21 protein-coding genes are annotated in these 22,409 nt (G+C 63.5%); 9 read left to right on the forward strand and 12 right to left on the reverse strand.

From position 1 onward, the window contains the following. Window positions 1-32 precede the first annotated feature (32 nt). The 6 genes from mdcE to BFP99_RS01420 form a co-directional block, all read right to left on the reverse strand. Window positions 33-803: a biotin-independent malonate decarboxylase subunit gamma gene (mdcE, locus tag BFP99_RS01395; RefSeq protein WP_065946509.1), complete on the reverse strand. Its 771-nt coding sequence runs from the start codon at window positions 801-803 to the stop codon at window positions 33-35. Then, window positions 800-1,642 (reverse strand): biotin-independent malonate decarboxylase subunit beta, encoded by an 843-nt coding sequence (locus BFP99_RS01400; RefSeq protein ID WP_065923834.1) that lies wholly within the window; start codon window positions 1,640-1,642, stop codon window positions 800-802. Before BFP99_RS01400 ends, mdcE begins: the two co-directional genes overlap by 4 nt. After that, the gene (locus BFP99_RS01405) at window positions 1,635-1,934 is read right to left on the reverse strand and encodes a malonate decarboxylase subunit delta (protein WP_065923835.1); all 300 of its coding nucleotides are present in this window, start codon (window positions 1,932-1,934) and stop codon (window positions 1,635-1,637) included. The genes BFP99_RS01400 and BFP99_RS01405 overlap by 8 nt, the downstream gene beginning before the upstream one ends. Beyond that, on the reverse strand, window positions 1,934-2,767 hold the full coding sequence (locus BFP99_RS01410; protein ID WP_065923836.1) for a triphosphoribosyl-dephospho-CoA synthase: 834 nt from the start codon (window positions 2,765-2,767) through the stop codon (window positions 1,934-1,936). Before BFP99_RS01410 ends, BFP99_RS01405 begins: the two co-directional genes overlap by 1 nt. Next, a complete protein-coding gene (mdcA, locus tag BFP99_RS01415) occupies window positions 2,768-4,438 on the reverse strand; it encodes a malonate decarboxylase subunit alpha (protein WP_065946510.1) in 1,671 nt (556 codons plus the stop codon). It lies immediately after the preceding gene. Between the two features lie 306 nt (window positions 4,439-4,744). Further along, entirely contained in the window at window positions 4,745-5,005 is a 261-nt protein-coding gene (locus BFP99_RS01420) for a DUF6124 family protein (RefSeq protein ID WP_065946511.1), read from the reverse strand. Between the two features lie 560 nt (window positions 5,006-5,565). Here BFP99_RS01420 and BFP99_RS01425 point away from each other — a divergent pair. Both BFP99_RS01425 and BFP99_RS01430 read left to right on the forward strand, forming a co-directional pair. Beyond that, a complete protein-coding gene (locus BFP99_RS01425) occupies window positions 5,566-5,844 on the forward strand; it encodes a type II toxin-antitoxin system RelE/ParE family toxin (RefSeq protein ID WP_065923839.1) in 279 nt (92 codons plus the stop codon). Between the two features lie 14 nt (window positions 5,845-5,858). Further along, entirely contained in the window at window positions 5,859-6,146 is a 288-nt protein-coding gene (locus tag BFP99_RS01430) for a HigA family addiction module antitoxin (RefSeq protein ID WP_065923840.1), read from the forward strand. Window positions 6,147-6,310: 164 nt separating this feature from the next. Here the strand turns inward: BFP99_RS01430 and BFP99_RS01435 are convergent, their stop codons facing one another. The 6 genes from BFP99_RS01435 to pilG all read right to left on the reverse strand — a co-directional run bounded on the left by BFP99_RS01435 (window position 6,311) and on the right by pilG (window position 16,080). Beyond that, window positions 6,311-6,766, reverse strand: a complete 456-nt coding sequence (locus BFP99_RS01435) for a chemotaxis protein CheW (RefSeq protein WP_065946512.1) — start codon at window positions 6,764-6,766, stop codon at window positions 6,311-6,313. Continuing rightward, window positions 6,759-12,578: an Hpt domain-containing protein gene (locus BFP99_RS01440; RefSeq protein WP_065946513.1), complete on the reverse strand. Its 5,820-nt coding sequence runs from the start codon at window positions 12,576-12,578 to the stop codon at window positions 6,759-6,761. The genes BFP99_RS01435 and BFP99_RS01440 overlap by 8 nt, the downstream gene beginning before the upstream one ends. 97 nt (window positions 12,579-12,675) lie before the next feature. Beyond that, window positions 12,676-14,727 (reverse strand): methyl-accepting chemotaxis protein, encoded by a 2,052-nt coding sequence (locus tag BFP99_RS01445; RefSeq protein WP_065923843.1) that lies wholly within the window; start codon window positions 14,725-14,727, stop codon window positions 12,676-12,678. After that, window positions 14,724-15,248 carry a chemotaxis protein CheW gene (locus BFP99_RS01450; RefSeq protein ID WP_065923844.1) on the reverse strand — a complete coding sequence of 175 codons (525 nt, stop codon included), beginning with the start codon at window positions 15,246-15,248 and terminating at the stop codon, window positions 14,724-14,726. The genes BFP99_RS01445 and BFP99_RS01450 overlap by 4 nt, the downstream gene beginning before the upstream one ends. Before the next feature lie 12 nt (window positions 15,249-15,260). Continuing rightward, on the reverse strand, window positions 15,261-15,626 hold the full coding sequence (pilH, locus tag BFP99_RS01455) for a twitching motility response regulator PilH (RefSeq protein WP_014720320.1): 366 nt from the start codon (window positions 15,624-15,626) through the stop codon (window positions 15,261-15,263). Window positions 15,627-15,672: 46 nt separating this feature from the next. Then, entirely contained in the window at window positions 15,673-16,080 is a 408-nt protein-coding gene (gene pilG / locus BFP99_RS01460) for a twitching motility response regulator PilG (protein WP_027606081.1), read from the reverse strand. A 240-nt stretch (window positions 16,081-16,320) separates the two neighbouring features. Here pilG and gshB point away from each other — a divergent pair, with 240 nt between their 5' ends. The 7 genes from gshB (at window position 16,321) to BFP99_RS01495 (ending at window position 22,309) form a co-directional block, all read left to right on the forward strand. Beyond that, window positions 16,321-17,274 (forward strand): glutathione synthase, encoded by a 954-nt coding sequence (gshB, locus tag BFP99_RS01465; protein ID WP_065923845.1) that lies wholly within the window; start codon window positions 16,321-16,323, stop codon window positions 17,272-17,274. Window positions 17,275-17,351: 77 nt separating this feature from the next. Beyond that, complete coding sequence (locus BFP99_RS01470; RefSeq protein ID WP_065923846.1) at window positions 17,352-18,257, forward strand: energy transducer TonB; 906 nt, start codon at window positions 17,352-17,354, stop codon at window positions 18,255-18,257. 88 nt (window positions 18,258-18,345) lie between these two features. Continuing rightward, complete coding sequence (locus BFP99_RS01475; protein WP_027606084.1) at window positions 18,346-18,915, forward strand: YqgE/AlgH family protein; 570 nt, start codon at window positions 18,346-18,348, stop codon at window positions 18,913-18,915. Beyond that, window positions 18,915-19,352, forward strand: coding sequence for a Holliday junction resolvase RuvX (gene ruvX, locus BFP99_RS01480; protein ID WP_065946514.1), 438 nt, complete (start codon window positions 18,915-18,917; stop codon window positions 19,350-19,352). Before BFP99_RS01475 ends, ruvX begins: the two co-directional genes overlap by 1 nt. A gap of 153 nt (window positions 19,353-19,505) precedes the next feature. Then, window positions 19,506-20,012 carry a bifunctional pyr operon transcriptional regulator/uracil phosphoribosyltransferase PyrR gene (gene pyrR / locus BFP99_RS01485; RefSeq protein ID WP_065923847.1) on the forward strand — a complete coding sequence of 169 codons (507 nt, stop codon included), beginning with the start codon at window positions 19,506-19,508 and terminating at the stop codon, window positions 20,010-20,012. Window positions 20,013-20,036: 24 nt separating this feature from the next. Further along, on the forward strand, window positions 20,037-21,041 hold the full coding sequence (locus BFP99_RS01490) for an aspartate carbamoyltransferase catalytic subunit (RefSeq protein ID WP_027606086.1): 1,005 nt from the start codon (window positions 20,037-20,039) through the stop codon (window positions 21,039-21,041). Further along, entirely contained in the window at window positions 21,038-22,309 is a 1,272-nt protein-coding gene (locus BFP99_RS01495; protein ID WP_065923848.1) for a dihydroorotase, read from the forward strand. The genes BFP99_RS01490 and BFP99_RS01495 overlap by 4 nt, the downstream gene beginning before the upstream one ends. Window positions 22,310-22,409: the final 100 nt, after the last annotated feature.

The following is a 22,409-nucleotide window of genomic DNA, read 5'->3' on the forward strand; positions in this document are numbered from 1 at the left end:
CGGGGTCATGCCCCAGAGCAAGTCGTGGGCGTTCACCATTGTTCCCGCAGCAGTTGGCGAACCTGGCTGGAGGCTGCCCGATTAGTCGCGCCGAGGCGTCCGCGCAGATCGGCGCTGCCGATGTCCTTGATCGCATTCACCAGGCAATCACTGACCCGCGCTACATCGTCCGCCGTGGGCTGTTCAATCTGGCTGACCGACAAGGTCTCCCACAGCAAGCCGAGGCTGGCATAGCTGTCGATGTCATAGGCCATGGGCGGCACACTGGCGGCCAGGGCTTCCAGCTCTTCGACGCTGCGCAGGGTCACCCGCGCGGCCGAGGCCTTGCCCATGGCGTGCACCATTACGCCGGGGTCGCGCAGGGCAATCAGGCGGTTGGCCTGGTAGCCATGGGCCAGGAACGCACCGGACATGGCCTTGCCCACCAGCAGCGCAATCACTGGGTGGCCGGCGAGGCGCGCGCGGGCATAGCTGTCGGCCGCAGCGGCCAGGGCCTGGTGGATGCCGAGGGCTTCTTCGCGACGGCCATAGGCTTGGCTGGGCACATCGACGATGGCGATGATCGGGCGCTTGTCGCCGCGGGCGATGGCCTCATCGACGGCCTTGGCCAGGCCCCAGCCCTCGAGCAGGCCGACTTCGCCATTGCGCGCCCGAGGGAAGCGGTTTTGCGCGTCGGTCACCACGGCGACAAAGCGCACCTGTTGCTCACCCAATACACCGTCGGCCACCCTCAGCGACGCCGGCAAATCGTCTACAACTGGAGCGCCGGCGCTCAATGCGTTGAACCACTGCAAGCCTCTCATGAGCGTTCTCCCTGATACAGCTCGCGCACCGTCGCCGGGTCGATTTGCGCTACGGCGTCCAACTCGGCCAAGCGTGTGAGGTAATAATCAGCCTGGCGACTGCGTTGTTGGGCGGGCACGCCTTGCTGCAACAACGCGCTGACCGTCTGCTGGATCTGCGCCGCATCGTCGGCCACGTAACGGTCGGCCAGGCCGCTGTTGAAACGCTGTTCGCCGCCCGTGAGGCTCCAGATAAAAGGACGGTCGCGAGAGTCGTACTCTTCCAACCCGGCTTCCTGTTCGATCACCTGCGGACCGTTCAGGCCCAGGCGCGCTTCGCGGGTGACGACGAGGTAGCTGCACAGCCCGGCGGCGATGGACATGCCACCGAAACAGCCAACGCTGCCCGCCACTACGCCGATCACCGGCTGGTACTGGCGCAGGTCGACAATCGCCGCGTGTATATCGGCAATCGCGGCCAGGCCGAGGTTGGCTTCCTGCAAGCGCACGCCGCCGGTTTCCAGCAGCAGCACGGCGCGGGTCGGGATGCCCTTGCGGTTGTCTTCGGCGGCCAGTTCCAGGGCGCCGGCGATTTTCGCGCCGCCCACTTCACCGAGGCTGCCGCCCTGGAAGTTACCTTCAATGGCCGCAATCACTACGGGCAAGTCGCCGATGCTGCCCTTGGCGATCACCACGCCGTCATCGGCCTGGGGCACCACCCCTTGGCGGCTGAGCCAGGGCGACATGACCCTCTGGAACGGGTCGATCAGTTCGCGAAAGGTGCCGGCATCCAACAAGGCCTTGGCCCGCTGCCGCGCACCCAGTTCCACGAAGCTGTGTTTAGCCAGCAAGTCAGTCATGGCCGATCTCCTCGAATCCCTGTTCCAGGCGCAAACGCACCACGCCGGGGGTGGCGCCGAAATCGTGGATATCAATGTTCAGGGCCGGTGGCGTCTGCTCTTGGAAAATGCGTTCGAACAGGTGCTGCCAGCGTTGTTCGGCGCCATTCACCGAGGTCTGTACCTGGATGGTCAACGTGCCGGCCGTGCCCGGCTCCAGCAGCACTTCCAGGTCGCCCGAGCCGACGCAACCCACCAGCGCACGGCCTGTTGGCGGCTGCCCGGCGGGGAATTCAAAGGATAAGGTTTCCATCACAACGCTCCGTCGAGGCGGTCGATAAACAGGCAGGCGGCCAACAGGTCGGCGGCGCCACCGGGGGAGGCATTCAGGGCCAGCAGTTGATGGTCCAGCTCATGCAGTTGGCGGCGCCCGGCGAGGCTTGCGCTGCCGCCGGCGTCGAGCACGGCCTGGGCACCGCGCTGCATGGCATGCAGGCCTTCCAGGCCGGCGCGATAGAGCACGCAGGTGTCGGCCAGGTCGGTCATGATCGCGAGCAAGGCGTCAAGACGCGCGTTCTGTTCACCGACGTTCTGGCGGCGGCTCTGGCGCAGTTGCGGCAGACCGCGTTGGGTCACGGCGGGGAAGCCCAGTTGCGCTTCTTCACGGGCACCACGTGCGCCGTAGCGTTGCGCGACCTGGGCGCCGTGGCTCATCGATTGGGGCGCGTAACGGTCGTTGAGCAGGGCCAGTCTGGCGGCGTTCAGCGTTATGGCACGCGGTTCCAGGGCAGCCGCTGCAGTCAGCAGGCCGAGGGCCCAGATCGCGCCGCGATGGGTGTTCACGCCGTGGGTGGTGACGAGCATCGCCTGCTCGCCTTCGCGCCCGATACGGCCGAGGGCTTCGCGCAGGGGCAAGCCGACTTCACCGAGTTCAAGCGCCGCCTCGGCCATTGCCTTGAACATCGGCCACAGCGACAGCGCCGAGGCGTGCATCAGCCCCAGGTGCAAATCACTGTGGGCGCCGTTGCCGCGACGGTCCACCAGGGCGGGCTTGGGCGACAGGTCGGCTTCATCGATCAGCGCATCGACGGCCATATCCGCCAGGCGATCCGCGAGGCTGAGTTCGTGCAGTTTAAGGGCGCGCATTTACCAGCTCCTGAATTTGGCGGGCGGGTTGTACAGGCCACCGGACCACTCCACCAGGTCGGCCACGCTCTTGGCGGCCAACAACTCGCGGGTGGCGTCGGTGCGGCGGATGCCCAAATCTTCGGGCAAGGCGATCAGGCCTTCGCGACGCATGCGTGCGGTGTCCTTGGGGTTGTGGCGCATGCCGATGGCGGTCACCCCGGCGACGGCGGCGATCATCGCCTGGCGCTCTTCCAGGGACCGCGCCTTATACAGGTAGGCGATGCCTTCTTCGGTGAGCAGGTGGGTGACGTCGTCACCGTAGATCATGATCGGCGCCAGGGGCATGCCGCTTTTGCGCGCCACTTCGACCGCATCCAGGGTGTTGACGAAGGTGGGCTTGCCGCCTTCCTGGAAGGTCTCGACCATCTGCACCACAAGCTTTTTGCCGCGCTCCAGCAGCGCTTCCGGCGCGTCGCCGTGGCGCATGTCCAGCCATGCCGGCGTACCGTGACGACGGCCACGCGGGTCGTGGCCCATGTTCGGCGCCCCGCCAAAGCCGGCGAGGCGGCCACGGGTCACGGTGCTGGAATGGCCGTCGCCGTCGACTTGCAGGGTAGCGCCGATAAACAGGTCCACCGCGTATTGGCCGGCCAGCTGGCAGAACATTCGGTTGGAGCGCATCGAACCGTCGCGGCCGGTGAAGAACACATCCGGGCGCGCGGCGATGTAGTTCTCCATGCCCAGTTCGGTGCCGAAGCAATGCACGCTTTCCACCCAGCCGCTTTCGATGGCGGGGATCAGCGTGGGGTGCGGGTTGAGGGTCCAGTTGCGGCAGATCTTGCCCTTCAAGCCCAGGGATTCACCGTAGGTGGGCAGGATCAATTCGATGGCGGCGGTGTTGAAGCCGATCCCATGGTTGAGTGACTGCACATTGTGTTTTTCGTAGATGCCGCGGATCGCCATCATCGCCATCAACACATGCACCGGCTTGATATGGCGCGGGTCGCGGGTGAACAGCGGCTCGATGTAGAACGGCTTGTCGGCCACCACCACAAAATCCACCCAACTGGCGGGGATGTCGACGCGGGGCAAGTCGCTGACGTCATCCACCAACTGGTTGACCTGCACGATCACGATGCCATCGCTGAACGCGGCGGGTTCGATCAGCGCCGGAGTATCTTCGGTGCTGGCGCCGGTGTAGATATTGCCGGCACGGTCAGCCATGAAACCGGCGGAGAGTACGACGTTGGGGATCAGGTCCACCACCAGCCGTGCATAGAGTTCGATGTAAGTGTGGATCGCGCCGATTTCCAGCAAGCCGTCTTCGAGCAGTTGGCTGATGCGCAGGGATTGGGTGCCGGCGAAGGAAAAGTCCAGCTTGCGCGCGATGCCCTTTTCAAACAGGTCCAAGTGCTCGGACCGCCCGACGCTGGGCATGATCATGTGCAAATCGTGGAGTTTGGCCGGGTCAGTCTGGGCCAGGGAGCGCGAGAGGAAGTCGGCCTGCTTCTGGTTGTTGCCTTCCAGCACCACGCGGTCGCCGGGGAGGATCAGCGCCTCAAGCGCCTCGACAATCCTGTCACTGGGCAACACGGCCCCGTCTGCGATTTTTTTGACCAGCCCCAGCCGCCGCTGCTTCTCGTCGCGCCGCCGCGTCCAGCGCGAGTCGGGGTTTATTGTTGTTGTCATGGTCGCTCCACGGGTTTGCTGTCGTGGGCTGTACCTTAGGAGTGATTCAGGGGGCCATCAATCAAGCTGGGCGGCGGATCGTTACGGTTGGAGTAATGGAGCATCAGCAAATGCTGACCCGAGCCAAAAGATGATCTAAATGTGGGAGGGGCGGTGCGACGATTCGACTTGCCCCCGATGGCGGTGGGTCAGCTAAGTGATGTATCAACTGACACTCAGCCATCGGGGGCAAGTCGAATCGTCGCACCGCCCCTCCCACATTTGTTCAGTGATGCCTGTTAGATAGCGGTCCCAAACAGGGGCTGATCAGTCCCTGTTTGGGACCTTTTCCAGCGAAGGGCTGACCTGCTCCAGCGCCCGATCCACCAGCAACTGCCCCAACTCGGTCATTTGCTGGATCCCGAGCATGATGGCGCGCTGGGAAGTGTCCAGGTCGAAGGCCAGGTTGCAGGTGAGTGCGTTGAGGGAGGACAGGGTTTCGCTGGCGTTGACCAGCAGGGTTTCGGTGTTTTGGTGGAGGTTTACGGTGAAGAGGCTTGCGGGCGGATTGGGGGTAGGTTTAACCATGATTTACAACTCCGATATGTGATGGAGACTGCCCTTTTCCGCTTGCACGCGAATTAAGGTGGCAGCTGTGCGCAGGTGTGCAAGACCGGGCATATCGGACCCCGGCAGACCCCGAAGGATCTCCCACGCACAGCCGCCATAACAAATACAGCAGGCATAAAAAACGCCCGTTGAATGGCTATGGGCGTTGGTGCGCCGACATGTAACCGGACTTGCACGTCCGTGTCACCGTTTTTTGCGATGACGGGACGAAGACTAGGCGCGCTGACTGCACGCGACAAGTTCATGCACAACCCAAAATCTTGCAGGAAAAATCCGAAGCCCCAGCCGCAGCCGCCAGCCAGCGCAAGACCAAAGCCCTGCAATAGGGTGACGCGGAGCGTGGGAACGATCATCGACACTCAGAAGAGAATTATCTGACAGACTTTTCAGGTTGTTGCTCGGAACCGTTGTCCCTAGGCTTTTCGCTCCGAATAGCTACGGGCAGGCATCATGAACCCGATCGTTAATCCCGATGCAAGGCCATTGCAGAGCGTGATGTATCACATCACAATCGCGCCATGATCGTCAGCTGGAAACATAAAGGACTCAGGGCGTTCTATGAGACCGGTTCAACCAGAGGCATCAACGCAAATCATGCAAAGCGCTTGCGCCGCATGCTGCTCATTCTGGACAAGGCCGAGCACCCAGATGCACTGGATCTGCCCGGCTGGCGCTTCCACCGTTTGAAGGGCGACCTGATCGACTACTGGTCAGTCAGCATAAGTGGTAACTGGCGCATCATTTTTCGGATGTTCGACGATCAGGTCGAACTGGTTGATTATCTTGATTACCACTGAGTAGAGGTATCGATATGGGTATGCACAACCCACCTCACCCAGGTGAAATTCTGCTTGAGGACGTGGTCCCAGCCTTGGGCATCACCATCACCGAAATGGCTAAACGTCTTGGCTTTGCCCGCGAAACTTTTTCAAGGATCTTGCATGGCCACGCTCCCGTCAGCCCGGACCTTGCCGTCCGGTTGGAGCGAGCCGGCGTAAGTACTGCACAACTATGGCTATCGATGCAAAGTGCCTACGACTTGTGGCAGGCCGAGCATCGGGAGCAGCCGTTAATTGAGCGGTTTGCGCGGATTGATTGAGGGCTTGAGCAAGTCTCCCTGCGTAGCAGCTGTCGAGCCCTGGCGAGGCTGCGTCAGCGGTGTGTCAGACGGGCCGCAAACGCAGCCTCGCCGGGGCTCGACAGCTGCTACGCAATATCACATTCAGATGCCCCTCCCACAGGGGATCCTCACATGACTTAGATTCACGCCAACCCGGACTCCGCCAGCAACGCCTCGAGCCCCATCAAATCCGGCACCTTAGCCACATGTTCCCCCACCTGCACCGCCGCCAGTTCCAGCGGGCACAGCGGCACGTCCACGTAGCTCAATTCGCTATCGAGCTTGTACGACCGTGGAATACCCTGGATCACCAGCGCAATAAACTTCAACGTCGGTCGGCCGCCCAGTGCATTCAACACCACGATCCGCGAGCGTTCGCCGGTCACGCCGGCCTCGCCGCACGCCGCTTCAAAGCTGATCAACGGGATTTGCCGATCCCGCCACGTCACTTGCCGCAAATACCACGGCGGCGCATCGCTGGCCGGTTCGCCGCGTTGGAAGTCGATCAACTCGGCGATGGCGACGTTGGGCAGTATCAGGTGGCGGTCGGCCAGGGGCAGGAGCAGGCCGGTGAGTTGGCTGGTGCGGTGGTCAAGCACGGGATTTGCTCCAGTAGGCGATGCTTTCGAGCAGCACCGATTCCTGGTACGGCTTGCCCAGGTAGTCGTTGACGCCGATGGCCATGGCGCGGTCGCGGTGTTTCTGGCCGGTGCGGGAGGTGATCATGATGATCGGCAGGCGCATCAGCCGGGGGTCGTTGCGCACCTGGATGGCGACTTCGAAGCCGTCCATGCGCGGCATTTCGATGTCGAGCAGCATCAGGTCGGGGGTATGTTCCTCGAGCACGGCAAGGGCGTCGATGCCATCCTTGGCGGTGAGTACGTTCATGCCGTTGCGCTCCAACAGGCGGCTGGTGACTTTGCGCACGGTGACCGAGTCGTCCACCACCAGCACCAGCAGCGGGCGCTTTTTCAGCGGGTCGTTGAGGATCAACGGAGCATCCACCGCCTGGGCCGGCAAGGCCGGTTGCCGGGCGCGGATGTGCGCGAGCAGGTCGATGATCAACACCACGCGCCCATCCCCCAGGATGGTCGCGCCGGATAACCCCTGCACCCCGGAAAACTGCGGGCCCAGGCCCTTGACCACAATCTCCCGGGTGCCGGCCATGGCGTCCACATGCACCGCCACACGGCGCTCGTTGCACTGCACCAGCAACACCGGCACGGGTTGATACTGGCCCAGTAATTTCGGGCGACCGACGGTGTGCAGCAGGTCACCCAGGTAAAACAGCTCGTAGCGTTGGCCGGCATATTCATAACACGGCGGATCCTGCTGGTAGTGCCCCGCCAGCTCATGGGGCAGCACCCGCACCAGCCCTTCGATGGTGTTGAGCGGGATCGCGTATTGATCGTCCGCGCAGTGCACCATCAACGCCCGATTGACCGACACGGTAAACGGCAGGCGGATGCGAAAGTGCACGCCCTCCCCCGGTGTCGAGTCAATGAACATCGAGCCGCCGAGCTGGCGCACTTCTTCGTGCACCACGTCCATGCCCACGCCGCGCCCGGAAATCTGCGTGATCTTTTCCGCCGTGGAGAACCCCGGCTGCAGGATGAACTGCAACACATCGCGGTCGCTCATCTCTTGATGAGGGGCGAGCAAACCGCGCTTGATCGCCTTGCGCCGCACCGCTTCCAGGGGCACGCCGGCACCGTCGTCGCGCATGTCGAAAACGATATCGCCGCCTTCGTGGGTCAGGTCCAGGGTGATGCGGCCCTTCTCCGGCTTGCCGGCCAACAGCCGCGCATCGCGGGACTCCAGGCCATGGTCGACGGCGTTGCGCAGCATGTGTTCCAGCGGTGCCGCCATGCGCTCCAGCACATTGCGGTCCATCTCGCCCTCGGCATTGCCGACGATGAATTCCACGTCCTTGCCCAACTCGCCCGCCACCTGGCGCACGATGCGTTTGAGGCGCGGCAGCATGCGTTCGAAGGGCACCATGCGCGTGCGCATCAGGCCTTCCTGCAACTCGGTGTTGATGCGCGCCTGTTGCTGCAACAGGCCATGGGCGTCCTCGTTGCGGCGGTCGAGGGTGTCCTTGAGGTCGAGCAGGTCGGAGGCCGATTCCGACAGCGCCCGGGACAGTTGCTGCAACTGCGAATGACGGTCCATTTCCAGCGGGTCGAATTCTTCATAGCCCAGGCGCTCGGCCTCGGCCTGTTGACGACTGAGGATGCGCCCCTGGGTTTCGGTGTCGAGGCGGCGCAGTTGGTCGCGCATGCGTTCGATAGTGGTTTCCACCTCATGCAGGGCAATGCGTGCGTCGTTGACTTGCTGCTCGATACGGCCACGGAAGATCGAGGTCTCGCCGGCCAGGTTGACCAGGTCGTCCAGCAGGTCAGCGGAAATCTTCACCATGTCGGCGCCGGGATCAACCACCGCTTCGACCTTGCCTGCGGGCAGCGCCACGGGCGTCACGGGCTCATCGCTGGGGTGCACCAGGCTCTTGATACGTTCGATGAGCTTGTCCACCGACCCCACCGGCAGCCCATCCGCCACGGCGTCGATCATCTGCGCCAGGCGGTCGTGGCAGCCCTGCAGCAACGCGAACAGTTCGGCGGACGGCGCGAGCAAACCGGCGGACAGCCCTTCGTAGAGAAATTCCAGCTCATGGGCCAGGTCACCGATCGGCCCGATCTCGACCATGCGCGCGCCGCCCTTGAGGGTGTGCAGGTCGCGCAGCAGGGTTTCGACTTCCTGGCGATTGTTCGGCTCGGCCTGCCAGCGCAGCAAGGCGCTGCCGGAGCTGTCGAGAATGTCGGCGGCTTCTTCGAGGAAGATGTCCAGCAACTCGGGGTCGGTGCCCGGCGTTTCCGCAGGTGGAGCGGCCTGTGCAGCCGGCATGCCGCCCTGGCGTAGCGCGCGCAACCTGGCGACCAGTTCGGCGCTGTCGCTCAAGGGTTGATGGTGCTGCAGTTCCTCCAGTTGCAAGGCCAGTCGCTCATGGCTGGCCATCAGCACCTGCGACAGCTCGCTGGAGTAGCTGTAGCGCCGATCCACCAGGCCTTCGTACACGCACTCCAATTCATGGGCAAGGTCGGCCACCGGTCCGATGTCGGCCATGCGCGCGCCGCCCTTGAGGGTGTGCAGGTCGCGCTGCAGGGACGACAACGGCGCGGCACTGTCCGGCTCCAGCAGCCAGCGCTTGAGCGACTGCCCCGCACTGTCGAGGATATCCACGGCTTCTTCGAGGAAGATCTCCACGAGTTCATCGTCGATCCACGTTTCATCCTGCAGTTGCGCGGTGGCGGCGCCCAGTTCGGAGATGCTCAGGGTACGGCTGCCGTCGCTTTTGATCAGGCCGGTGGCAGAAGGGTCCAGCGCATCGTCCAGCAGTTCGCGCAGGGCGTGTACACGTGCCGGAGCCGGGATGATTTCCTGGCCGGCGGCCAATTGATCGAGCATGCTGATCAGCGCCTCATGGGCCTGTTCGGCCTCATGGAAAAACCGTTCGCTGACCGCCAGGCTGCTTTCTTCCACGGCGCCGTAGAGGTCGAGCAAGGCTTCGCAGAGTTCATCGATGGCGTGCAGGTCAGCAACATGCGCGCCCTCCCCCAACGTGGTCAATTCATCCAGCAGCGCGGTGAGTTCCTGGCGTTCGCCGGGGTGTTGCTGCCAGCGGCGCAGCAGGCTTTCGGCGTCGAGCAGAATGTCCATGCCCTGGGCCAGGAAGTTGGCAATCAGTTGCGGGTCGCGCTTGATCCGCAACCCCGTGTTGGGGGCGTCGAGCAGCGCGGCCAGTTGATGGTCGAGCAGGGCCTGGGTACGGCGGATCAAGTCATCCGCGCCCTTGATCGGCACCAGGGGATCGCGGTCCAGTTGACGCAACCCGCGCTGGAACAGGCCTTCGGCTTCCAGCAGCAACTCGACTTCGTCCAGGTCCAGCGGCAGGCGATGGGCCTTGTATTCGCGGGTCAGGTGATCCAGTGGGCGCACCAGCTCGGCGATGGGCAACACGCCAGCCATGTAGGCGCTGCCCTTGAGGGTGTGCAGGGCCCGTTGCAGTTCATCGCTGACTTGCAGCGGCACATGCTCGGCGGCCTGTTGCAGGAAGTGGTTGAGGCTGTCCAGATGGCTCTGGGCTTCGTTGCGGAAGATCTCCAGCAACATCGGATCGTGGGGTTCGGCGCCTGACCCTGCGCCGTTGGCCCAGGCGTGGGCGCGGGCGGCCAGGGCGTCGACCTCATCGCGCTGGTGTTGCTCGCCCGTCGCGAAGTCGGCGATCAATGCCGGCAGCAGGGCCACGGCGTCATCCAGCACCTGTTGGATCTCGGGGCCGAGGGCCACACTGCGCTCGAGCACACGGTTCAGCAGGTTTTCCACGGCCCAGGCCAGCTCCGCCAGCACCAGGGCGCGTACCATGCGGCCGCTGCCTTTCAGGGTGTGGAAAGCGCGGCGCATTTCGCCCTGGGCGGTTTTGTCCGCGCTGTTGGGCAGGTGACGGTGCAGCACCTCAAGGACTTCCTCGGTTTCTTCGAGGAAGACATCGCGCAGTTCATCGTCGATGGGCGCTTCATCGGCCGGCGGCGGCAGCAGGCTACCGGGGCGTTGCAAGGCCGGCGGATTGAGGCCCGAAGTGGGGTTGGCCAGTGCGTCGAACTGCGACTGGCTGGGCGCAACCTCGCTCGACAGCGCGCCATCGGGTGCTGCCAGCGCCTGGCGCCAGGGTTTTTCGGCAGGCAGGTAGCCCAGCGCAGCCAGGCTTTGGGTGGCCATTTCCAACACCCGTTCACCGGCGGCGTCCGGGTCCTGGAGCATGCGCTCGAGGTAATACTCCAGGCTGCTGATCACGTCAGCGAAATGCCCCAGTTGTACCTCCGACGGCGGGTTGTCGTTGACCATCAACTGTTCGTCGACATAATCGGTGCAACCGCGCATCAGGCTTGCCGCGCGGGGCAAGGGGATCATCGCCAGCGCGCCGCGCACCTGGCTCAGCAGTTCCGGCAGGGATTCCAGGCGCTGGCGGTCCCAATCGGCTTCGATACAGTCGATCACCAGCTCCTTGGCTTGCTGCAGGCACTGGCAGGATTCGCGGATGACCAACTGGTGGATCTGGGTCAGGTCGGTGGTGGGCAGGCGGCTCTCTTCATGGCCTTCCGGCTCGACGGTGCCGACCATTCCCGCCAGCGTGGCTTCCACATAGAGCAGCGCGCCGGCGACGTCCATCAACACCGCATCGTTGGGCTCGCGATGCCCCTGGGCCAGGCTCAATACCACGGCCAGCTGGTCGATGATGACTTTGCGCGGCTGGCCAAACCCCAGCACCGCGAGGGTATCGGCAATCTGTCGCAGGGGCGCCAGCAGCGCGTCGAGGTCGCTCGTGTGCTGGCGGTCGCTGCGCACGAACAGGTCGAGGCGCTCTTTGACCCGGACCAACTCTTCACACAACGCACCGAGCACCGAGCCCATGGCGTTGCGATCCGGCCCGGCAAGGCGCGCGCGTTCGGCGTCCACCACCGTGCTGTCGGGCAAGGCCTCATCCAGGCTGTAGCGCTCTTTCAGACTCTGCATGCGCGGGGTCGGTCGGGTGACTTTGGCGACGTAAAACAACAGGCTCTTGAGCAGTTCATCCGGTGCGGGTTGGTTGATCCCGCCGATGCCCTGTGCCAGCAGGCGCTTGAGCTGCTTGTCGCTGGCCTTGAGCAGGCTGCGCAGCGCCGGGCTGTTGGCGACTACGCCGGTGAGCATGCCCTCGACCAGCGCCGACGCCACTTGCCACAGCGGCAACAGCGGCGCGCCCTGGCACAGCGCCTCAAGGCGCGCGAACACCCGCGCCATATCTTCCAGGTTGCTCGGCCCGTGGTCTTCACGCAGCAGCCCGGCGAGGGCTTGCTGCAACAGTTGATGCCACTGGCGCAGTTGCGCCTGGAGGTCGGCCGGCGCTCGTTGAGCCAGGGCGTCATCGGGAAGCGGCGCAATCGACAGCAGTTGCGGGCTGAACAAGCTGGTTTCCGACAGCAGGCTTTCGCCGTGGGCACTGCGCAGGTCGTTGAGCAGCGGCAGCACCACCAGCGGTAAATCACGGCGAGCGCTGTGCACCCGGTCAAGGTACAACGGCAGTTGGCCCAGGGCCTGTTGCAGCAGGCGGATACTTTCCTCGCGCTGGCCGACATGCCCGGCCTGGAGCGCCAGGGCCAGTTCTTCGATCTCTTCGGCCAGCAGCGCCGCGCCGTAGAACTCGACCATTTGCAGCGCACCATGCACCTGGTGGATAGCGTCCAGGCACTGGCTGATCACGCCATCGTCGTGGGTCTCGACAAATGCATCCAGCGCCGAACGGGCCTGTTTCAGGGTTTCGGCAATGTCGCCCTTGACCCATTCGAGGGCCACGTAGTCGTGCCGATCAACCATAACTGCTCCGCTTAGAATTCGTGGGTTGCCTGGATCTCAAAGCCAATGGAGATCGAGTGTGGGAGGTGGCAAGCCCCTCCCACATTTTGACTGCATTTCAATCATCAGCCTGTTTGGCCGCTGGCAGGGTGAAACCCGACACCGACCTGCGCAACTGGCTGGCCATCTTCGCTAAGTTGCCGATGCTTTCGGCGGTAGCGGTGGAGCCCGATGACGTCTGCGTGGTGATCTGCTGGATCACGTTCATGGTCAGGGAGATCTGTCCCGCCGATGAGGTCTGTTGCTGCGCCGCGTTGGAGATGCTCTGGATCAGCGCGGCCAGGGTTTTCGATACGCCTTCGATCTCTTCCAGCGCCACCCCGGCGTCCTGGGCCAGCCGTGCACCGCGCACCACTTCGGTGGTGGTCTGTTCCATGGAGATGACGGCTTCGTTGGTGTCGGCCTGGATCGCGCGCACCAGGGTTTCAATCTGCCGGGTGGCCGCCGACGAACGTTCGGCCAGCCGCTGCACTTCATCGGCCACCACCGCAAAGCCGCGTCCGGCATCACCGGCCATGCTCGCCTGGATCGCGGCGTTGAGGGCGAGGATGTTGGTCTGGTCGGCAATGTCGTCGATCAGGCTGACGATGTCGCCAATCTCCTGGGACGACTCGCCCAGGCGCTTGATGCGCTTGGCGGTGTCCTGGATCTGTTCGCGGATGTTGTCCATGCCGTGGATGGTGTTGTGCACCACCTCGTTGCCTTTGTTGGCGATTTCCACCGAACGTTCCGCCACCGCCGATGATTCGGCGGCGTTGGCCGACACCTGGTCGATGGACTGGGCCATCTGGTTGATCGCGGTGGAGGCTTCGGCGATCTGCTGGGCCTGATGCTCGGAGGCCTGGGCCAGGTGCATGGCGGTGGCCTGGGTCTCTTGCACGGCACCCGCCACTTGCCCGGCGGTGAGGTTGATGGTGGCCACCAGGTCGCGCAGCTGGTCCACGGAATAGTTGATTGAGTCGGCGATGGTGCCGGTGAAGTCTTCAGTCACCGAGGCGGTCACGGTGAGGTCGCCGTCGGCCAGGTCTTCGATTTCATCGAGCAGGCGCATGATCGCGTTCTGGTTGCGCTCGTTCTTCTCGGCGGTCTCGTGTAGTTGGCGGTTGGTTTCGCGCACCATCACCAGGCCGATCAGGATGATCGAGGCCAGCGCCAACAGGCCCAGCACATAGCCGCCGATGGTGTCGAAGCTGCGTCCGCTGGCGAGGTTTTCAAAACCGGTGGCCAGGTGCGAGGCTTCATCGAGCAGGGTTTGCGACAGGTTGAAAATATTGCTCGCCGAGGCGCGGACCTGGAACAGCTGCGGCGAGGTTTCGAGGATTTCATCCACGGAGCCGGAGACAAACTCGAACAACTCGGCGATTTCCGCCAGCCGCGCGCGGGCATCGCGGTCTTCTACCTGAGTGATGCGCAGCCCGGGGTTGCCGTTGAGCATGCCATTGAGCACCTGCCCGAAGCGATTGGCGTCGCGGCCAAAGGTGTCGGCGGCCTGGACGGCGGTTTCGTCACCGGCCAGCACCGTGTTGACCGCGCCCAGGATACGCTCGGCCAGCAGCGACTGGCGCTGGGCCAAGGCCACCTGGCTGGCCGGCGCGCCGCGTTGCAGCAGGATGTCGACGACCTTTTCCGACTCCATCTGCAATTGCGGTACGGTTTCGGCGAGGGTCGCGGCCACTTGGTGCAGGGACAGCACGGTCTGTTCGCTGGCGAGGATCGCGTCGGTGTTTTTCAACAGCGCTTCCCAGTCCGTCTGCACCGCGCGCATTTCGGCGCGGACCGCACTGGGCGCAGCGGGCAGGCCGGTTTCCGGGTCGCCTTTTTTCAGGTAACCCCAGCGCTGGGCAAAATCGTTGCGCGCGTCGCCCAACAGCTTGAATGCGGCGGCCTTGCCGGCGGCGGCCTCGGTAGCGTTCTTGGCGATGCGTTGGGACAGCACGCGCAGTTCACCGGCGTGGCCGATGTACTGCTTGTCGTAGGTGGACTGGGTGTTGAGGTAAGCAAAGTTGGCGAACAGCAGCATGATGAATACGATCAGCGCGATAAACAGCACGATGATCTGTGAACGGCTGCGCGAGCCGGCCTGGGGTTTGGGCGTAGTAGCGGTGGTCATGCGGCGACATCCATGAAGCCAGGGGCCTGGGCCAGGGCGAAGGGGCTGAAGACCTGCCACAGCGGCTCGCCGTCGAATTGGCCCTGGATAAATGGCGCGCCGGGGCTGGGGCTCGCCAGCAAGGCGTCTTGTGCAAAATGCTGCATCCCCACCACCTCGTCTACCAACAGCCCGACAAACAGATCGTTGTATTCCACCACCAGCACCCGCCGTTGCTTGCGCGCCTTGGACAGCTCAAGGCCAAGGAAGCCGCCGAGGTCCATCACCGGCAGCAAACGCCCGCGCAGGTTAGCAACACCCCTGACCCAGGCCTTGACCCCGGGCATTAAAGTGCAACGCGGCTCATGCAGGACTTCGGCGACTTCGCCCATGGGCGCGACATACCAATGCTGCCCCAGGCGAAAGCCAATCCCGCTCCAGCGTTGCAGGCGGGTTTCCTGGGACGGCAGGTCGGCGGCCAGCAGGCGGCAGCGGCGGTCGATGTCCAGCAGCAACTCGAAGGCGGTTTGCGACTCGGTCATGATGGCGTGCCGTCAGCCGGCCAGCACCTTGTTCAGGGTGGCGATCAGGGTTTCCTCGTCCACAGGCTTGGTCAGGTAATCCTTGGCACCCTGGCGCGCGCCCCAGATCTTGTCGGTTTCCTGATCCTTGGTAGTGATGATGATGATCGGGATGCCGTTGGTTTCCGGCTCCTTGGACAGCTGGCGGGTGGCCTGGAAGCCATTGAGGCCCGGCATCACGATGTCCATCAGCACGGCGTCAGGCTTTTCCTGGCGGGCCAGGGCCACGCCGTCGGCGCCGTTTTCGGCCTTGAGGACCTGGTGGCCGTGCTTTTCCAGCATGCCGGTCAGTTTGTACATTTCGGTCGGCGAATCGTCGACGATCAGAACACGTGCCATGGTTTTCCCCACTACATTGGTCGGCGCCGGCCCTTGTGAGGCGGCGTCAGTGTGCTTGTTCCACTGCGGCGAACCCGGGCACATAGGCCTTGATCGCACTCAGCAGTTCTTCCTTGCTGAAAGGCTTGGTCAAAAACTGATCGACACCCACGATGCGCCCCTTGGCCTTGTCGAACAGGCCGTCCTTGGAGGACAGCATGATCACCGGGATCGACTTGAACACCGGGTTGTTCTTCACCAGGGCGCAGGTCTGATAGCCATCCAGGCGCGGCATCATGATGTCGACAAAGATAATGTGCGGGTGATGATCCACAATCCGGGCCAGGGCATCGAAACCGTCGATGGCCGTGATGACATCGCAGCCCACGTTCTTCAACAGCGTCTCGGCGGTGCGGCGGATCGTTTTCGAATCGTCGATCACCATCACTCTCAAGGCGTTGGAATGCTGTTCCATATCTGCTCTACCATCGCCACAGCGAATCGGTTTTCGGTGTGTACTGCCTGATGTTGCACAGGATGAGCGCCGCAGGCCTTGGAATTCAAGGGCTGCTGCGCCGTGGCAGTCTTTTTAGCACAGTCTCGGGGAGCAATCTATCGAGGCACCCGCCCGGTGGTTTTTCCTTGACCCACAACAGCCGCAGCGCCACTCTGACGCCACTTTTATGCGCCCCAATTTTGCTAGAGGAAATCCCCCATGAGCGTTCGCGTCGGCATTGTCATGGACCCTATCGCCAGCATTTCCTATAAAAAGGACAGCTCGCTGGCCATGCTCCTGGCCGCCCAGGCCCGCGGCTGGAGCCTGTTCTATATGGAGCAGCGCGACCTTTACCAGGGCGACGGCGAGGCCCGTGCACGCATGCGCCCGCTGCAGGTGTTTGCCAACCCCGAGAAGTGGTTCGAACTGCAGGACGAAATCGACAGCCCCCTGAGCGACCTCGACGTGATCCTGATGCGCAAGGACCCGCCGTTCGACATGGAGTTCGTCTACTCCACCTACCTGCTGGAGCAGGCCGAACGTGCCGGCGTGCTGATCGTCAACAAGCCGCAAAGCCTGCGTGACTGCAATGAAAAGCTGTTCGCCACGTTGTTCCCGCAGTGCACACCGCCCACCGTGGTCAGCCGTCGTGCCGACGTGCTGCGTGAATTTGCCGCCAAGCACGGCGATGTGATCCTCAAGCCGCTGGACGGCATGGGTGGCACCTCGATCTTCCGTCACCGCGCCGGCGACCCCAACCTGTCGGTGATCCTCGAAACCCTGACCGCCCTGGGCACCCAGCAAATCATGGGCCAGGCCTACCTGCCGGCGATCAAGGACGGCGACAAACGCATCCTGATGATCGACGGCGAGCCGGTGGATTACTGCCTGGCGCGTATTCCGGCGGCAGGCGAGACCCGTGGCAACCTGGCGGCAGGCGGTCGAGGCGAAGCGCGGCCGTTGTCCGACAAAGACCGCTGGATCGCCAGCCAAGTTGGCCCGACCCTGCGGGAAAAGGGTTTGCTGTTTGTAGGCCTTGACGTAATTGGGGAAAACCTCACCGAAATCAATGTCACCAGCCCGACCTGCATTCGCGAGATCGACAACGCATTTGGCACGAACATCGGCGAAATGTTGATGGCCGCCATCGAACGCAAGCTGCAGGCCAAGTGATATAGAACAGCCGGACACACACCAACATTGCGCTATCATGCCCGACCTGTGAAACGCGCGATGTTGGTTTTCTTGTCATGACACTCCCGTCCGATCTGCCCTCCGAACTCTCCCACAGCGGCGTGCGCCCGGCTGATCGGCTCGGATTTACCCTGTTTCTTGCGGCATTGATTCACCTGGCCTTGATCCTCGGCGTGGGTTTCACCATGGTCGAGCCCAAGCAGATCACCAAGACCCTGGAAATCACTCTCGCCACGTTCAAGAGCGAAAAGAAGCCCGAGAAGGCGGACTTTATCGCCCAGGACAACCAGCAGGGCAGTGGCACCCTGGACAAGAAGGCGATCCCCAAGACCACCGAAGTGGCGCCCTTCCAGGACAACAAGGTCAATAAGGTCACACCGCCGCCGGCGCCCAAGCCTGAAGTCAAACAGGCCACGCCCAAGCCCACGGTGACCACCGTCGCACCCAAGCCGCAAAAAGCCCCGGTCCAGCGCGAGAAAACCAAGACCGAGCCGCAACCCGAGCCCGTGAAGCCGGCACCGACGTTCGACAGCTCGACACTGTCCGACGAAATCTCCAGCCTGGAAGCCGAACTGGCCCATGAACAACAGCTTTACGCCAAGCGCCCACGCATTTACCGCCTGAACGCCGCCTCGACCATGCGCGACAAGGGCGCCTGGTATAAGGACGAGTGGCGTAAGAAGGTCGAGCGCATCGGTAACCTGAACTACCCGGAAGAGGCACGGCGCCAGCAGATCTACGGCAATTTGCGTCTTTTGGTGTCGATCAACCGCGACGGCACCTTATATGAAGTGCAGGTGCTGGAATCGTCCGGTCAGCCGCTGCTGGACCAGGCCGCCCAACGCATCGTGCGCCTGGCCGCGCCCTTTGCCCCGTTTACCGGGGACTTGAACGATGTGGACCGCCTGGAAATCATCCGCACCTGGAAGTTTGCCAAGGGTGATCGCCTTTCCAGCAACTGAACGCGCCGTCCTACAGAAAAGCCGACAGCACTGTATTCGGGTCACGTCCAGCTTGTCAGTTCGCCCCTCCAACGCCACACTAGCGGACATGAAAAATGTCAGCCCGACCTACCTCAAGCACCAATTCCTGATCGCCATGCCCCATATGGCCGACCCGAACTTTGCGCAGACCTTGACCTACATCGTCGAGCACACGGCCAATGGTGCCATGGGGTTGGTGGTGAACCGCCCGCAGGCGCTGAACCTGGCCGATATCCTTGAACAGCTGCGTCCGGAGGTCGACCCGCCGGCCCGTTGCCAGGGCGTGCCGATCTACATCGGCGGGCCGGTGCAGACCGATCGCGGCTTTGTGCTGCACCCCACCGGGCCGAAGTTCCAGGCCACGGTGGACCTGGACGGAGTCTCGCTGTCCACCTCCCAGGACGTGCTGTTCGCCATCGCCGACGGCGTGGGCCCTGAGCAAAGTGTAATCACCCTGGGTTACGCCGGCTGGGAAGCCGGGCAGCTGGAAGCCGAACTGGCCAGCAATGCCTGGCTGACCTGCCCGTTCGATGCCGACATCCTGTTCAACACCGCAAGCGAACTGCGCCTGGAAGCCGCCGCGGCCAAGCTGCGGGTCAACCTCAGCCTGCTGACCAGCCAGGCGGGGCACGCCTGATGGCCTTGCGTTTGATCCTCGGCTTTGACTACGGCACCAAGCAGATCGGCGTAGCGGTCGGCCAGGTCATCACCGGCCAGGCCCGCGAGCTGTGCACCCTCAAGGCCCAGAACGGCATACCGGACTGGAACCAGGTCGAAGCCCTGATCAAAGAGTGGAAGCCCGATGCCGTAGTGGTCGGCCTGCCCCTGAACATGGACGGCACCCCCAGCGACATGTGCCTGCGCGCCGAAAAGTTCGCCCGCCGTCTTAACGGCCGCTACAACCTGCCCTTCTATACCCACGATGAACGCCTGACCACCTTTGAAGCCAAGGGCGAACGCCGCGACCGTGGCGGCCAGAAAGGCAGCTACCGCGATAACCCGGTGGACGCCATCGCCGCCGCCTTGTTGTTACAGGGCTGGCTGGACGGAAACACTGCTTTATTTGAATCCTGACTGACGCGGCCTGCCTGTCGCTTTTTGTAGGAGCGAGCTTGCTCGCGAAAAACGTCAACGATAACGCATGAAACCTGGATGAACACGGTGCCTGTGAGTTCTTCGCGAGCAAGCTCGCTCCTACACACTATCGCCTGCCTTGAAGGAGCCACCATGAGCCTGCCAAACCCCGCCGAACTGATCCGCCAGATGGCGGTTAGCCTCAAGACGCACCTGGAACACCGTGGCATCAGCGAACCGCGCTTTATCGGTATTCGCACCGGCGGTGTGTGGGTCGCCCAAGCGTTGCTGGACGAACTGGGCAGCGACTCACCCTTGGGTACCCTGGACGTGTCCTTCTACCGCGACGACTTCAGCCAGAACGGCCTGCACCCGCAAGTGCGCCCGTCTGCCCTGCCGTTCGAGATTGAAGGCCAGCACCTGGTGCTGATCGACGATGTGCTGATGAGCGGCCGTACCATCCGCGCCGCCATGAATGAATTGTTCGATTACGGGCGCCCGGCCAGCATCACCCTGGTCTGCCTGCTGGACCTGGACGCAGGCGAACTGCCCATCAGCCCGGACGTGGTTGGCGCCACGCTGTCCCTTGAGGCCAGCCAGCGAGTAAAATTGTCCGGTCCCACGCCGCTCGAACTCGAACTGCAAGACCTTGCCCTTTAAACCGCCTTGTAAAGAGTCCCCGCGATGACGCCTCTAGATGCCAAGCGCCCGCTGCAGCTCAATGCTCAGGGCCAGTTGCAACACTTCTTGTCCCTCGACGGTTTGCCCCGCGAACTGCTCACCGAAATCCTCGACACCGCCGACTCGTTCCTCGAGGTTGGCGGCCGGGCGGTGAAGAAAGTCCCGTTGCTGCGCGGCAAGACCATCTGCAACGTGTTCTTCGAGAACTCCACCCGTACACGGACCACCTTTGAACTGGCGGCCCAACGGCTGTCGGCCGACGTGATCACGCTGAACGTGTCCACCTCGTCGGCGAGCAAGGGCGAGACCCTGCTCGACACCCTGCGCAACCTGGAAGCGATGGCCGCCGACATGTTCGTGGTGCGCCACGGCGACTCCGGTGCCGCCCACTTCATTGCCGAGCACGTGTGCCCGCAGGTGGCGATCATCAACGGCGGCGACGGCCGTCACGCCCACCCGACCCAGGGCATGCTCGACATGCTCACCATACGTCGGCACAAGGGCAGCTTCGAAAACCTCTCGGTGGCCATCGTCGGCGACATCCTGCACTCACGGGTGGCACGCTCGAACATGCTGGCCCTGAAAACCCTGGGTTGCCCGGACATCCGCGTGATCGCACCGAAAACCCTCTTGCCCATCGGCATCGAGCAATACGGCGTGAAGGTCTACACCGACATGACCGAAGGCCTCAAGGATGTGGACGTGGTAATCATGCTGCGCCTGCAACGCGAACGCATGTCGGGTGGCCTGCTGCCGAGCGAAGGCGAGTTCTACCGCCTGTTCGGCCTGACCACCGCACGCCTGGCCGGCGCCAAGCCGGACGCCATCGTGATGCACCCGGGGCCGATCAACCGAGGCGTGGAGATTGAGTCGGCGGTGGCCGACGGCAGCCAGTCGGTGATTCTCAACCAGGTCACGTATGGCATCGCCGTGCGCATGGCGGTGTTGTCCATGGCCATGAGCGGACAAACCGCGCAACGTCAATTCGAGCAGGAGAAGGCCCAGTGAAGCTCAGCATTCTCGGCGCCCGAGTCATCGATCCGGCCAGTGGCCTGGATCAGGTTACCGATCTGCACCTGGAGGCCGGCCGGATCATCGCCATCGGCGCCGCGCCCGGTGCTTTCAGCCCCAGCGAGACCATCGATGCCAAAGGCCTGGTGGCCGCGCCCGGCCTGGTGGACCTGAACGTCGCCCTGCGCGAGCCGGGCTTCAGCCGCAAAGGCAATATCACCAGCGAGACCCGCGCGGCCGCAGCCGGTGGCGTCACCAGCCTGTGCTGCCCACCGCACACCAAGCCGGTGCTCGACACGTCGGCCGTGACCGAGCTGATCCTCGACCGTGCCCGTGAGGCCGGCAATTGCAAAGTGTTCCCCATCGGCGCCCTGAGCAAAGGCCTGGAAGGCGAACAACTCGCCGAACTGATCGCCCTGCGCGATGCCGGTTGCGTGGCGTTCGGCAACGGCCTGGAGAGTTTCCGCAGCACCCGCACCCTGTGCCGCGCCCTGGAATACGCGGCCACCTTCGACTTGACGGTGATCTTCCACTCCCAGGACCGCGACCTGGCCGAAGGCGGCCTGGCCCATGAAGGTGCGGTCGCCAGCTTCCTCGGCTTGCCGGGCATTCCGGAAACCGCTGAAACCGTAGCCCTGGCCCGTGACCTGCTGCTGGTGGAACAAAGCGGCGTGCGTGCGCACTTCAGCCAACTGACCAGCGCCCGGGGCGTGGCCCTGATCGCCCAGGCCCAGGCCCGTGGCCTGCCGGTGACGGCAGACGTGGCGTTGTATCAGTTGCTGCTGACGGATGAGGCGCTGATCGACTTCTCCAGCCTTTACCACGTGCAACCGCCGCTGCGCACACTGGCCGATCGTGACGGTTTGCGTGCGGCAGTGAAATCGGGGGTGATCTCGGCGATTTCCAGCCACCACCAGCCCCATGAGCGCGATGCCAAGCTGGCGCCGTTCGGCGCGACGGAGCCGGGCATCAGCAGCGTGGAGCTGTTGCTGCCGCTGGCGATGACGTTGGTGGAAGACGGTTTGCTGGACCTGCCGACACTGCTGGCGCGCCTGAGCGCAGGCCCGGCCGAGGCCTTGCGCCTGCCGGCGGGCAAGCTGGCGGTGGGGGCGGCGGCAGATCTAGTGCTGTTTGATCCGGCCGGCTCCACGGTTGCGGGCGAGCACTGGCTGTCCAAGGGTGAAAACTGCCCGTTCATCGGCCATAGCCTGCCGGCGAGCGTGCGCTACACCTTGGTGGACGGGCGCATCAGCTATCAGGCTTGAGCCACTAAAACCTGTAGGAGCGAGCTTGCTCGCGAAGAACGAATAGACAATGCGGGCTACCTGATAGCGCTGCGTTATCGTTAACGTTCTTCGCGAGCAA

It is taken from the genome of Pseudomonas sp. 1 R 17, assembly GCF_900067035.1.
GTDB classification, from domain to species: Bacteria; Pseudomonadota; Gammaproteobacteria; order Pseudomonadales; family Pseudomonadaceae; genus Aquipseudomonas; species Aquipseudomonas marginalis.

Bases quoted from the DNA above. Each gene is read 5' to 3' on its own strand.
- mdcE (WP_065946509.1), bottom strand. From the start codon at position 803: ATGAGAGGCTTGCAGTGGTTCAACGCATTGAGCGCCGGCGCTCCAGTT.
- BFP99_RS01400 (WP_065923834.1), bottom strand. From the start codon at position 1,642: ATGACTGACTTGCTGGCTAAACACAGCTTCGTGGAACTGGGTGCGCGG.
- BFP99_RS01405 (WP_065923835.1), bottom strand. From the start codon at position 1,934: ATGGAAACCTTATCCTTTGAATTCCCCGCCGGGCAGCCGCCAACAGGC.
- BFP99_RS01410 (WP_065923836.1), bottom strand. From the start codon at position 2,767: ATGCGCGCCCTTAAACTGCACGAACTCAGCCTCGCGGATCGCCTGGCG.
- mdcA (WP_065946510.1), bottom strand. From the start codon at position 4,438: ATGACAACAACAATAAACCCCGACTCGCGCTGGACGCGGCGGCGCGAC.
- BFP99_RS01420 (WP_065946511.1), bottom strand. From the start codon at position 5,005: ATGGTTAAACCTACCCCCAATCCGCCCGCAAGCCTCTTCACCGTAAAC.
- BFP99_RS01425 (WP_065923839.1), top strand. From the start codon at position 5,566: ATGATCGTCAGCTGGAAACATAAAGGACTCAGGGCGTTCTATGAGACC.
- BFP99_RS01430 (WP_065923840.1), top strand. From the start codon at position 5,859: ATGGGTATGCACAACCCACCTCACCCAGGTGAAATTCTGCTTGAGGAC.
- BFP99_RS01440 (WP_065946513.1), bottom strand. From the start codon at position 12,578: ATGGTTGATCGGCACGACTACGTGGCCCTCGAATGGGTCAAGGGCGAC.
- BFP99_RS01445 (WP_065923843.1), bottom strand. From the start codon at position 14,727: ATGACCACCGCTACTACGCCCAAACCCCAGGCCGGCTCGCGCAGCCGT.
- BFP99_RS01450 (WP_065923844.1), bottom strand. From the start codon at position 15,248: ATGACCGAGTCGCAAACCGCCTTCGAGTTGCTGCTGGACATCGACCGC.
- pilH (WP_014720320.1), bottom strand. From the start codon at position 15,626: ATGGCACGTGTTCTGATCGTCGACGATTCGCCGACCGAAATGTACAAA.
- pilG (WP_027606081.1), bottom strand. From the start codon at position 16,080: ATGGAACAGCATTCCAACGCCTTGAGAGTGATGGTGATCGACGATTCG.
- gshB (WP_065923845.1), top strand. From the start codon at position 16,321: ATGAGCGTTCGCGTCGGCATTGTCATGGACCCTATCGCCAGCATTTCC.
- BFP99_RS01470 (WP_065923846.1), top strand. From the start codon at position 17,352: ATGACACTCCCGTCCGATCTGCCCTCCGAACTCTCCCACAGCGGCGTG.
- BFP99_RS01475 (WP_027606084.1), top strand. From the start codon at position 18,346: ATGAAAAATGTCAGCCCGACCTACCTCAAGCACCAATTCCTGATCGCC.
- ruvX (WP_065946514.1), top strand. From the start codon at position 18,915: ATGGCCTTGCGTTTGATCCTCGGCTTTGACTACGGCACCAAGCAGATC.
- pyrR (WP_065923847.1), top strand. From the start codon at position 19,506: ATGAGCCTGCCAAACCCCGCCGAACTGATCCGCCAGATGGCGGTTAGC.
- BFP99_RS01490 (WP_027606086.1), top strand. From the start codon at position 20,037: ATGACGCCTCTAGATGCCAAGCGCCCGCTGCAGCTCAATGCTCAGGGC.